This is a genomic window from Acinetobacter sp. WCHA55, assembly GCF_002165305.2.
GTDB lineage: Bacteria > Pseudomonadota > Gammaproteobacteria > Pseudomonadales > Moraxellaceae > Acinetobacter.
Map to the genome: position 1 here is coordinate 26,725 of NZ_CP032285.1, position 13,253 is coordinate 39,977.

The following is a 13,253-nucleotide window of genomic DNA, read 5'->3' on the forward strand; positions in this document are numbered from 1 at the left end:
CATTAATATTCATTAAACTGTTAGTAGTATATAGAATGTGGTTTTAAAATAAATAGGTATGTTTTAAGAATAAAAAAAACCGCCTTTTAAGGACGGTTTTAAAAGGGGGTTTAATTAGTATAAACAGTTGCCGTTTGCACCAATAGAGCGTCCATTCTGGCTTAAATACCGTTGTACGGTGTTAGCAACATCTCTTGGGAGTTGATTATTCACTTTTTGTATAACATCGACTTTGTATTTATTCTGACAACTCACAATACCAGCCAACATGTTATTGATCAGTGATGTATTGTCTTTACCATCCAATTTACGTGTTTCTTCGTTTATCACTATGAATTGAACAATATTTAGATAGTTATTCGTGAGGTTGTCACCACTTTTTGATGACTTGTTTAGATTCTCAATGGTCGAATTCAAGTTATTCATTCGTGCTTCAAGGCCAGAATCACCAGTGACATTTGCATTATTGTTTTGGTAACGCGTAGCTGTGGTGTTCCGATTAGAATTATATTGTCTTTGCTGTATCGGCTGTTGCTGAACCTGAACTGGTGCTTGCTGTTGAATTTGACCAGGTGCTTGCTGTTGTTGAGCTGGCACTTGCTGAGTTGAATCTTCATTTGAAGTTGCTTTTTTATACCAATCACTAAAATCGGCATTTGCACTACTACTCAATATAGTAGCCGTAAAAATTGCACATAAATAAAGTTTATTATTCATTGTCTGAACTCTCTTTACCGTTGTAGTTCGCTGGACTAATAGCTTTTAAACTGAACTCATTTGCAAGTTTCCACAACCGCATAAATGTCTTTTGCTTTTCTTGTACCCAATAGTCCTTATCTTTTTTTAGAAGATTCTTTAATACATCTGAGTTCAAGTGGAAATTATCATCAAAAAAATGTTCAAACAGGAGTTCTGTTAAATAGTTTTGAGTTAACGTTTTTTTATTTTCATTACCCGTACCAAAGAATATTTGGCAAAGCTTTGTGCTTTCACACACGAGATCTATGTATTTTTTCTCGTCTGCATTTCGCTGGTGGCGCAAATGAGGATGTGTAATAAAAATAGAATTACGTATGAAAGCATAATCAATAATTACAGTAGCTTCCGTTTTCTTTGAAATGTACTCAGCGTTTGTAAGAATTTCACAAGTGGTAACATCAACTTTGTCGCGAATATTAATGAATTCGCTTGAGAAAGTAGATGCACTTTTGTTTTCGATCTCAACTTTCTTATCACGATTTCTCAGATAAAGTAAATTATCTGCTTGCTTCATATCGTTTAGGAATCTTTCAAAGAAGTGATTACTTTTATATAGATCTTCTAGAGCTCGCGTAACATAAGACGCAACCAAATTAAGATTTTTAGCTAAATATGATGGTCCATTCTTAGTTGTATAAGCAGCTAAACGATCCTTAACAAGTTCTATTACTTTTTCAGGTTCACCATTATTCAATCGAATTGCTGAAGTGAAGAGCGCATTACTGATTTTAAGCTCATTGCCCTGTTCATCCTGAACCTTTGCACACATTTCATTTAATGTATTAAGCGCTTTACGATAGTTGGACTTCAACTGAATCTGAAAACGATAATTGCAAAAATTGTCACGATCTGGTGTACGCTTATTGCATGGTTCATACTTAACAGAAATAAATAATTCAATAGATGGATTGTTATTCAGTCTTTCTAATGAAACAAGAAGTCGTTTACGGTAAAAATCACTTGCTTTGTATTTAAATTCTACTGAAAACTCGGTTAATGCTTTGAAGTCAATGTAAGGAATAACCACTTCGCCACGAAACTCATTGATCTTCATCAAGTTATACATATAAAGATCAAAACGGTCCTTAAATCCAAGAACCGTTAAAGTGTCGAGAACTGTGTAGCGCCCCTTTTTATCAAAATCTAATTCAGATAGATTGGCAATCAACGTTTCTTCAAGCTGATAGCAAATAAACGCATTGTTATCTAATTCAAAATAGCCCGTACTGGCAAACATTCTTTTATGAGTTACGCTGTCTACGTCATTTCTTGAAAATGGTTCGCTGTCCATTTGGCGTAAAGAGCTCATTGGTAGCATCACTTTACCAACACTATTTAGCGTATTCCATGCCAAAGATTTGATACGGCCATTGCTAAGGTAATTAGCTTTATTTTTGAATAAAAGAATTTGACGGATGTATTCAAAATTCAGAACAAAGTTGTTCGCTAGTTGTAATGCTTCAATTTGGGATAATTCAGGTTTTTCAGCGATAACGCGCTGCAGCTGATGTGCATACTTATTTTTGGCATTCACCAACATTAAGTAAAAAATGAATTGATCAACAACTGGAATATCTAGATAACATTCGACTATGAAATTACTGATTTTGTTGCCGTAACCCAAGAGATCCATGGTTTTTGTTTCGGCATTAATAATTGAGTCTTTGATTGACTGCGATAGTCCAAAAATTTCATCTTCTGAAATTCCTTTACTTATGCAGACTTGTGAAGAATCTTGCATAACTGCTCCACTTTAGACAACGTACAACGTACATTGCCTGAGATTGAATTAAAAAATAAAAATAAAAATATATTTGCAACCCAACTAACGTTGTAGTCTTTTCGCTTTAAAGCTGTGTATATACTAACTAAATTTTAGACAATAAAAAAGCCTCGTCAGAGGCTTAATTACGCAATTAACATTATTTGTTGACCGATCTGCGGTAACTCTAGTTTAGAAGTAGTGAACCTGTATGGTAGCTTCTCATATATGCTTTTAAAACTAAGAGAATTTCTAAAAAAATCAAAGCTTTTAGTGAGTTTAAAAGTAATATCGCCACTTGATAAGATTTGAATTTCGTCAATCATAGGTGCTGCAGCTTGCTTCGCATCTGTATCAATCATAAATGATAAATCACAAGCTTCACGCATGATCTGGTTGATAGTTTTCTTATTAAAATCTAGACCTGTAACGTGGTTAACTTTTTCAGCTGATACAACGTATCTACCGTCTTCTGCAGAATAAAATGCATTTAAATTATCAACTAGAATAAGCAATTCGGCAGATAAAACACCTTTTAGCAAAATATCAGACGAGCCAGAGCTAAACACATTGAAGTCAATGAGTATTTTTTGATGTCTAAGACTAAATGATTGATATTGCATATCTCGAATTCCCATAGGCATTCTGAGTAGACATTATAGCATCAATTCGTTAATTAGACTACGATTAAAAGCATTTTTAACAGTAATTTCTTAATAAATAAGACTATGAAAAACAGTGCCTTATATGAGTAATATTCACAATTACAATGTAAGTTAACCAATGTAATACTTGATCAAATAAATATGTGCTCAAGATAGGCACCCAGCGAAACTTTTTTATAAATGGTTTGTAAACTTTCTTCCGTCCTAATGACGTAAGTTATTGTTTTATAGTGGTGCCAAAATACGAGCGAAACTTTTTTATAAATGGGTTGTAAACTTTCTTCCGTCCTAATGATGTAAGTTGTTGATTTATAGTGCTGGCAAATTTCGAGCGAAACTTTTTTATAAATGGGTTGTAAACTTTCTTCCGTCCTAATGATGTAAGTTGTTGATTTATAGTGCTGGCAAATTTCGAGCGAAAGTTTTTTATAAATGGGTTGTAAACTTTCTTCCGTCCTAATGATGTAAGTTGTTGATTTATATTGCTGGCAAATTTCGAGCGAAAGTTTTTTATAAGTGGGTGTAAACTTTCTTCCGTCCTAATGATGTAAGTTGTTGATTTATAGTGGTGCCAAAATACGAGCGAAAGTTTTTTATAAATGGGTTGTAAACTTTCTTCCGTCCTAATAGCGTAAGTTATTGATTTTACTTTTTTGTCCAGATCCAATAGCTCAACTATCATAGATAGTATGTTTAGTATGTTTTAAGGTTAGGTTATAACTTTTTGGCTGTACCTAACTTCCAGCGAAAGTTTTTTATAAATGGGTTGTAAACTTTCTTCCGTCCTAATGACGTAAGTTATTGATTTATAGTTGTGTCAAAATACGAGCGAAAGTTTTTTATAAGTGGATGTAAACTTTCTTCCGTCCTAATGGCGTAACTCATTGATTTTCTGTTATAGTCTGAACTCAGCGAAAGTTTTTTATAAATGGGTTGTAAACTTTCTTCCGTCCTAATGGCGTAAGTTATTGATTTGTCGTAAAACAAGCTAAATAGCGATCGTTGGGTCATATATAAGGGCTATTCCTCATAAAATCTGAAAGTCTTTATTATCAAGGCTCTCAGGAAATTGGAGAAGTTATCCGCAACGTTTTGAATTTAATTTGCGCTCAAATGAATTTAATTTGCGCTGGAAGTATTTTTTATTCTATTTAATTTTATTATAAACAGCGACTTACAACACTTGCTAGTTTGCAAATTTCCAATATTGCAAAAAGCTAAAAAATGAACAATATTTTACTCATATTTTTAAATTCATTCTAATATACAAGAACTTAATTTGTGGATAGAATTTAATAGGAAAGTGGATAAAAACATCAAAAACCAGCTAAAAACGCCTTATTTTCTAAAAATTCAAATTCAATTTGCGCTCAAATGAATTTGATTTTCGCTCGTACCATTTGTGTTTTTCCGTACTAATCCTGTAATATCATGAAAAATAAGCATAAAAAATGTCCCTAATTAACTTCCCTTAATTAGAAAGATAATAAACAAAAAATTTCTTTTTAAAAATTTACTCTTAAACTTTTTAATATATTTTTTAATTTTTTATTTGCCTCCTTAGTATATACCAATGAGGTTTTGTAGTATTTTATAAATAGCTTGAGTCAATGACCAGCAATCAAAAATATAAAGCGTGGAATTTAAGAAATGAGTAAAAGTGATAATACGATTAAACGTATCGTCATGACTGTAGATCAATTTTACAAACATGATGAACAAGACGAGCTGTATGCATACGGCTTTGATATGTCTACCAATGAACCAGTTCGCATACGAATGAGTTCATCTGAAGAATTCACGAAGATCATTAATAAACTCAACAAGCATCATACTGAGAATGTTTCAGTAGATGAAGTCCACGCAAAATTTGATTCTGGACGTAACCAACGTACTTCATTAGACACACATAATCGCGGTGCTAACCGTGGTCGAATTATCTGTTTTGACAAATGTGTTGACTCACCCTACGAATCTCTTGACGGTTATAAAACTTATGTTGCTCAGTGGTGCAACGTAATGAGTAACAACCCGAATTCACAATTAATCAAAGCAGTCACTTCTATCAATGTGCATCAACAAAAAAACGGCGATTTCTTTGTTAAAGCTCAAATCATTGAAGATGCAGCACATATGCAAGTGCCCAATGTAAAAATTAATTCTCCAGCACTTCATAACGCTATTATTAAAAATAATTTACAGCTTCTTGTTAAATCTTTATCGAATAGTACTGACAACCAACCTGAGCGCATTCCATTTTCAAAAATTGTTGTGCGCTATGAGTCTGGTTCTGTATTAACTACAATCCCATTGATTCCAACCTATGACAGTGCTGATCGTGAAAGTGTTAAGCAATTCGCTAAGCCAGATCCGTTGATGCAACGTGGCGGTATTGATAAAACTAAAAAGTCTTATCGGGTTGCTAAAGATCCGATTGAAAGTATCAAAGATATTTTGAACGGCAATGACTTTCACACCGCAACTTTTGATCCAAATTTTGTACCATCCAACCAGCATGAAAAAGACCAGTTCGATAAACAGGCTCAGAACGTTTATGTTATGGACCAGGCCCGTATTGCCCTGTTTGCATTACTTGGCGATCGACAAATTAAAGTGTTCTACAATGAAGATGTAGACAAAGAAAAAAATCAAAATTTAAAACGTCTTTACGCTGGCTTGGTGAGTCAAAAATTACTGCCTGAGGTTTATCATGGCCAACAACTACAACTAGGTGCGCTTTACAAAGACACGTTCTTAAAGAAATTTTTCAACAATAAAACGCCTCACGCTGGTTTTCGCAAGGTAGATCCAGAAATAGATTTACGTACTGGTGAGGGTGTTCGTGGTGTTGGTGCACCTCCCCTAGTGAATCAATTTACCGATGACTACGGCAATCCAAAACCGCACGACTTAAATCCTCAATTTTTAAGTCAAGTTGATCGTCAGACCATGAATAAATTGACGCATGCAAAACAGCAATTTGCTGAAGCGTTTATTGTTATTCAACCACACCAACGGAACTCGAATAATTGTTTTGTCTCGTTTATCGAGCCTGTTGAACTTACTCAAACCCGTATGAATGCGTTGAACTTTTCAGAAATTACGGTAGAGCATGTACAGCAACATAAAGCTTCAATCGATAGTCCGTTATCTAAGAACTTCAACCACGATCTTTTACCTGATCCACAAGAGTTAATGATGAAAGTCAGACAGCCAGAAATGGATGTTAAGAAAAGCCAAGAAAAGGCTGCGACTTCTGATGTCTATAACGACATGACTTTTTAATCAAATTTAATAATTCTTCTTCAGGTTCGCTATGACTACTCATGATTTAAACGAAAAAATTAAATGGATCGACTTATCACAAGCTGGTGTATATCTCGATGTACGGCGTGTTGGCCAGACGGATAGCCAATTACTCTTATTGGACGTTCAAAAAAAACTATCTAAAGAAAATTTGAATAACATTGGTTTTACACCGATGAAGTTTGAGGCTTATCCTCACTTTGACGGTCACTTGTATCAATACAATTTGAATGAAACGATCAAACCAAGACTGTTTCATGAAGTTTTGGGTATTCCAAAAGAATTTATCCGTAGTGTGCTTGCGACTCGCCAAGAATTGCATGATTTGTTCAATGCCCAAGCAAAAACATTGGTGCCACAACGATTGAACGTTGCGTTGAATAGTGCAACTCCACTCGGTTATAACTCTGATGGCAACAAAATCTATGCTTCAGCTCATAACCGTTTTTACGTGAATGCCCAAGGTACGCAAATACCTGAAGGTCCTAATGATCAGCCGTCTAGTCTGTACTTACGTGCGACCAAGCAAAAAGATTTAAAAGAATGCTTAAGAGGCTATATCTATCAATTAGAACATGAAACAAAGAGCCATAATCACCAGGACTTTTTAAAGTTTTTAGCTCTAATCACGCAAGCCAAAAATGCTGACGTTGATGTATCCAAGGTAACAGATAAACAGATCCATACTGCAGAAGAAGCGCTTGAAACAGTGATGGTCGAAAAGTTAGGTGAGCTTGATTTTACTGAGAGCTCATTTAAAACGAGTTTAGCGTTATACAATCGCATGCCGACTAAGACCATGCGAAACAATACGATTCGTATGTTACAGCAATATTCGACTCCAATCCCGATGTCACTTGTGGCTCAGCGCTTATTGATTGAGGGTGATAACCGAACAAAACAAAACTTTTCCGTGCTCGAGCCAACTGTGGGTAATGGATCTTTAATCGGTTTATTAACCCAAGAGCGTAATGCTTCTGTCTATGCGGTTGAGTTAGATCCCAAACGTGCTGAACGTACAAAAGCACTGACTCAAAATTATGAATGCACGGTTGTTACTGCAGATGCTACACAAATTGATTTTGAGCAAACGTTTAAGCAAAAAGTTGACTATGTGATTGCCAACCCTCCTTTTGGTGCTATGGATAAACTAGAACGTGTTGCACCAATTTTGGTTCAACAGCGTAACGGCGTAGATCCAAACCCATTATTGGTAGATCCATCAGAAAACGTCTGGTTCAGTACGGATAAATTGGACCATGCCATTCTGGTTAAATCACTAAACGCACGAAACGATCAAGGGCGTTCAGTTTTCATTATTGGCTCAGATAAACAGATTTCAGATGGTACGGTTGAGCGTAAATCAAAGAATTTACTTAATTATCTCTATAAGCATTATGAAGTTGAGGCGGTTGTAGAAATCCACGGCAATGCATATGCACGAAACGGCGCTAATCAAAATGTTCGTATGTTAGTGGTAGGCAATCGTAAAAACGAACAAGCGTTACTACAAACTTACCAATCTTCTGTGGTACCAGATAAGTTGAAAGTCATTACGGACTATGACGAACTTTGGGGATGGGCTAATAACGTAATCTATAATCGTTTGAATCCGAATAAGGATCTATACTTCAAGCCAACTACTCCGACTCCAGTTGAGCAACAAGCACAACAAGCACCAGTGGTTGAACCTGTTGTTGAGGTTAAGCCTGTTGAAAAAGAAAATGACGATTTGTTTGCCAGTCTAGGTGATGAACAGCCTGTTTCGCCACTTGAAGATATTGCATCAAGTGTAACGCCTACGTCTGCAGTCACTATGTTTGATGAAGTCGTGGTCGCTAAAGAAGAAGAGATTAAGCAAGAGGAAGCTGTCAAACCAAAACCGATGTTTGGTCGTAAACCTAAATCAAAACCGAATAAAGTTTCTTTTGACTTCGGAACCGTTGAAGTTAGTACGCAAACAACCAGTTCAGATGATGATGTACCTACACCAACTGAAGCTACACCAACGTTTGAAAATGAAAATGACAATGATTTCGTGCCTGAGGTAAAGAATCCGCACGAGAACCAAAATCTGGATGAAGACCTTGACGATGACGTTAATCTTCAAGTAGGTGATACCACGGCGACCAATGAGGGTGAAACACCTGAACAAACACCAGCTGAAGAACCAGCGGTAGAGCAAGTAAAACAGGAACCGGGTTTAACTGCTGAAGAGATTGCTAAGTTAAATTCTGAATTAGCGATCGGTACTGAGCAAAAAGAAGAACCGACTGTTGAATCTGACCAATCAAATTTACAGCCGATTGTTCCTGTTCCTAATGCTGAAAACACAACAGAACCAACTCCGGAAAATATATACCAAGTTAAGTATATACCGATGTCTATGGCATCTGAGCCAATTGCTTTAGTGGCTAAAAACCAGATTAAAGCGATTAATCAGGCAAATGCTCAATTGACTACACACATCCAAAATGTATTAGGTTTTGGGGGTATCAATTTCCAAGCTGAAGTCGATAATGGTAACTACCCTACTCTTGTTGATGCCTATGTCGCTAAGAAATTGCAATATGACAATTTTGATGCACTAAAGTCCGCTTTTGCATGTGAACAGGTCGATGCGGTTGCCCATATCATTTTACGTTTTGACCAAAACTTACCTGTGCTTATTGGCGACCAGACGGGTTTAGGTAAAGGTCGTATTGCAGCTGCGTGTTTACGATATAGTGCGTTAAGAGGAAAGCCCCCTGTTTTCCTTACAGATACAACGCAACTCTTGAACGACATTTGGCGTGATATTGTTGCTACAGACAGTGACAAGTTCTTTAAAGATCCGTTTATCTTTAACTCGGATGCTGTGATTAACCGCTTTGGTACTGAAGAGGTTTTATTCACTGGCCAAGATCTACCTAAGGAAATTGAAGATATTCCAGCGCAACATGACTTGGTATTGGCAACGTATAGCCAATTTAACCGACCAAACCGGAAACGTGCGTTATTGACTCGTTTTATTAATCAAGACACTGTTTTGGTGATGGATGAAACGCACCGTGCAGCATCCTTGAAATCAGCTACAAGTCAATTTTTCTTAGATGTTATTGATCAGACCAATCTAATTAATTTCCAGTCTGCATCGGCAATTAAGAAACCTGAAAATCTTGAATTCTTCCATAAATTGTTCCCTCGATCCGTATCTCGTAATGACTTACAAAAGGTTATCGATAATGCAGATGGTCCAATTTTGGAGTTTATTTCTGAAGGTTTGGTAGACAGCTCTGCCATGATTCGTAGAGAGCAAGATCTCTCGCACATTACCATTCAAACCTTTGTGCCAACTGAAGAGGAAATTAAGAAATTTCACAATTACTCAGATGTTCTTTCTGACATCTTGACGGACATGGTGAAATTTTCTAAAGATATTCGCCTCGATGCGCTAGAAAACATTGCCAATGATGATGATGCTGTTGCCAATTTAGACTTTCATCAGGATTCAGACGATCCGAAAAACCGTTTAAGTTTGAGTGTGATGAACTTTGGATCTCGAATGTACCAGATCCAAAAGCAATTCCTATTGGCATTGAAAACTGACTCTACAAGTGATGCTGTGATTCAGGCATTACATGAGGGTAGAAAGCCCGTGATTGGTTTGGAAAATACGGGTGAGAGTCTATTCAACATTTTGATGCAAAGTCGCATGGAAGCGATTTTAAAAGCAGATACGGCGCAAGACGTTACCGCTGATTCGCCTGAAAAAGAAAAAGCGTTTAATAACTTCAAGTCGGTATCGTCAGAAATTGAATTTCTTGAAAATGAGCTTCAAAAACTCATGATCAAAGAAAACCGTGACGCTGGCGATGAAAAAGCAGCGAAAAATATTCAAAAGGAATTGACTAAGCTTGAATATAAGCGCGGTAGCTATCTGCAAAGTCAAATTTCTGTTTTAGATGAACTCCCACAATTCCGTGACTTGCTTGAAGTGATGTTAGATCGCATCGATGTGGTGAAAGCTGAAGATAACTACGGTAACTCGTTCGTTAAGAAGCTCAGTACGGAAGTGACATTTAATGAAAACGGCGATCCAGTGGTAAGTCCGTATAAAATCATTTTGGATCGTATCAAAGAAAAGATTCAAAAGTTCCCTGACCTACCTTTGATGCCTTTGGACGTACTACGTAACAAGGTGACAAAAGCTGGCTTCAAGATTGATGAAATCTCTGGCCGTCAGATCCACTTAACGGAAACAAGAGACGGCAAATGGAAGGTTAATAAACAAGAGAACAATACGACACAAGGTAAGATTTTGGTTCAATCAAAATTCCAATCTGGTGAAATCGATGTTGTTATTGTGACTCGCTCTGGTTGTACGGGTATTTCTCTACATGCAGCCAAAAACCCTGATCCTACAATTCCATCGGATCACTTGCGCCAACGTGAGTTGTTTTTCTTGCAAAAACCTGAGAACTCTACCGATACGATTCAGATGATCGGTCGTGTGGGTCGCCGTGGTGAAGAATCACATCCGATTATGACGACAGTAGATTCGGGTATTCCAGCAGAAACACGTATGCACTTAATGATGATGCGTAAACTGTCTACCCTATCAGCGAACGTCTCTGCCAACTCAGAAACCAAGTTTAACGAAAACGATTATCCTGACATGCTCAACTACATTGGCAACCGGGTAGCGTTGGACTATTTAAAAAATAACGTAAACTTGGCGAACACACTTGATATTGATATTTCGGATGATGAAAAAGGACCATCATATCGCACGGCGCAAAACTATCATGTGAACCAGTTGCTATCTAAACTGATTTTGATGCCGATTAGTCAGCAAGAACAGGTTTATCAAGACTTGGTTGTTGACTATAACGATAAGATCCGTGAATTAGACTTGTTGGGTCGTAACCCTCTCAAGACCAACTTTTTAGACTGGAAAGCTAAAAAAGTCCGTGAGTTTGAAGTGAAGGACAACTTCTTTACCGTGACTTCAGAAACAGAAGCAGCCAAGATCAATACCTTTGATCTACCTGTGCGTTTTGAAGGTCTGCAATACATTGAACATGTTGAGCCATTACGTGCTGACAATCTAAAACTCATGTTCAAAGAAAGTGATGATTATCTGGTGCGTCAATTTAAACGTATCAATGAAAACATCAATGAAACGGTACACGGACTACTACACTATGCCTATAACTTTGAGGCATTGATGTACCAAAAATATGAAGGCTTTGCTAAGCAAAAGTTATTTTTCAAAAATGGGCAAATGCGTGGTGAAGTGATTCGTGATTATCGACACGAAGTATTTGATCATTTCGGTGTTGTTGAAGCCAATGTAAAACACATTGATGATATTCAATTTCGTAAACCTGATGATCACTCTGCAGATGCTTTTGAAAAAGTAGCTGAAGCGGTTTATCTTGCCAATGATCCTATTTTGACCTCTAACTTTGATCGCATGTATCGAATTGTTCAGGATCTAAAATTCTTGGCTCGTTCTATGGAAAGGAACGAAAAAGAAGGTCATTCAGCGCATGGGTTATTGTTCCTTATCTCAAAACCTAGTCTTTTTGATGATGAAGTGACGCCAGATCACAAAACAGGTGCTTTGCTACGTCTAGACCTACCGCCGTTACGTGTAGGTGCAATCACACCGAATGCGGTTAAGCTTGATTTGGTTTACCCTGGTGATAAGAAGTCGTTTAAAGTTCCACTGATCAATTACACCATGCAAAATGCCAAGCAAGACTTGGATTGGGTAGCTCCAGTGAGTGAAAAAGGACGTATTATCCTAAAACGCTTCAATCCTGAATTTTATTCTTATGCTGATGTGAATAGACGTCATGTTGAGGATCGTCAACCCTTGGTGAACTTATTTACTGAACAAAACAATTATTCCCGTTATACGCGTACCTATTTTGAGAAAGCGCCGTCTGGTGATGTCACACGACAAGCGATTACCTTAACGGGCAATATGTTCAAGGCACATAAGATTGTCAGCTCACTAGATCTACGACATTCAACCGTTATATTTACCGATGCTGATGGTATGCGTAACCGTGCGTTATTATTGCCATCAAATACACCAACTGACTTGTTTGAAAGCTCTCTTGAAAACCAAGTGACGTTTAAGCAAGTTAAAGAGATTGCGAACTTCTTTAATCAATTGCCTGTAAACATTGATTTCAACCGCAATAACTATGTGGGTACTAAGGTTAATTTCCCGTACAAGAAAGCAAGTATTGAGTTCTACTACAACGGGTCAGACTGCTTTAATGTGACGGTGAAATCTGTTGCAAAACAGTTCAATCGCTTTATGTCGAATACCAACGTATTCCATGATCCTAAAGGCGGTAAAACAGATGAATCGTTGAACATCCACTTTACTGAGCCAGGCCGTAATGAGTTTAGATTTGCGCTTGATCTCAAGGATGTTGAACGCTTTGTTGACGAGCTGGACAGTACAACCAAAATTGAAGCTGCCTTTTTGGATTTAAAATCTAAGCTTCCTGATGGTAATGATTACTTTTTAAATGAAATTAACCGTATGCTTAATCCTCCAGAAGAGCCAGCTTATAAGGCTGAGTTACCTAAGGGTAAAACCTTAGATAACGATCAAGAAATCCAGCAATTATCTTTCTAAAACCCTCCCTTAAAAGGTATATACCAGACCATACGTGAATAACAATTACGTGTGGTCTAGTTCGTATATACCATGTATCATATCCGTGACGATCACATTGACGTTTTAAAAAACAAAT

Annotated in this window: 5 protein-coding genes; 2 read left to right on the plus strand and 3 right to left on the minus strand. The window is 37.0% G+C overall.

Going from position 1 to position 13,253, the window contains the following annotated elements; all coding sequences use genetic code 11:
* Positions 1-114 precede the first annotated feature (114 nt).
* The 3 genes from CDG62_RS01105 to CDG62_RS01115 form a co-directional block, all read right to left on the minus strand.
* Positions 115-717, minus strand: a complete 603-nt coding sequence (locus CDG62_RS01105; protein ID WP_005005776.1) for a hypothetical protein — start codon at positions 715-717, stop codon at positions 115-117.
* Entirely contained in the window at positions 710-2,500 is a 1,791-nt protein-coding gene (locus CDG62_RS01110; RefSeq protein WP_005005779.1) for a hypothetical protein, read from the minus strand. The genes CDG62_RS01105 and CDG62_RS01110 overlap by 8 nt, the downstream gene beginning before the upstream one ends.
* A gap of 167 nt (positions 2,501-2,667) precedes the next feature.
* Positions 2,668-3,144, minus strand: coding sequence for a hypothetical protein (locus CDG62_RS01115; RefSeq protein ID WP_005005780.1), 477 nt, complete (start codon positions 3,142-3,144; stop codon positions 2,668-2,670).
* A 1,692-nt stretch (positions 3,145-4,836) separates the two neighbouring features.
* On the opposite strand from CDG62_RS01115, the gene CDG62_RS01125 reads away from it, so the two are divergent.
* Positions 4,837-6,471, plus strand: a complete 1,635-nt coding sequence (locus tag CDG62_RS01125) for a hypothetical protein (protein WP_005005782.1) — start codon at positions 4,837-4,839, stop codon at positions 6,469-6,471.
* 31 nt (positions 6,472-6,502) lie between these two features.
* Positions 6,503-13,135 carry a strawberry notch C-terminal domain-containing protein gene (locus CDG62_RS01130; RefSeq protein WP_005028698.1) on the plus strand — a complete coding sequence of 2,211 codons (6,633 nt, stop codon included), beginning with the start codon at positions 6,503-6,505 and terminating at the stop codon, positions 13,133-13,135.
* The last annotated feature ends 118 nt before the right edge of the window (positions 13,136-13,253 follow it).

Coding starts and splice junctions, on each gene's coding strand:
- CDG62_RS01130 (WP_005028698.1), top strand. CDS start 6,503: ATGACTACTCATGATTTAAACGAAAAAATTAAATGGATCGACTTATCA.
- CDG62_RS01115 (WP_005005780.1), bottom strand. CDS start 3,144: ATGCAATATCAATCATTTAGTCTTAGACATCAAAAAATACTCATTGAC.
- CDG62_RS01125 (WP_005005782.1), top strand. CDS start 4,837: ATGAGTAAAAGTGATAATACGATTAAACGTATCGTCATGACTGTAGAT.
- CDG62_RS01110 (WP_005005779.1), bottom strand. CDS start 2,500: ATGCAAGATTCTTCACAAGTCTGCATAAGTAAAGGAATTTCAGAAGAT.
- CDG62_RS01105 (WP_005005776.1), bottom strand. CDS start 717: ATGAATAATAAACTTTATTTATGTGCAATTTTTACGGCTACTATATTG.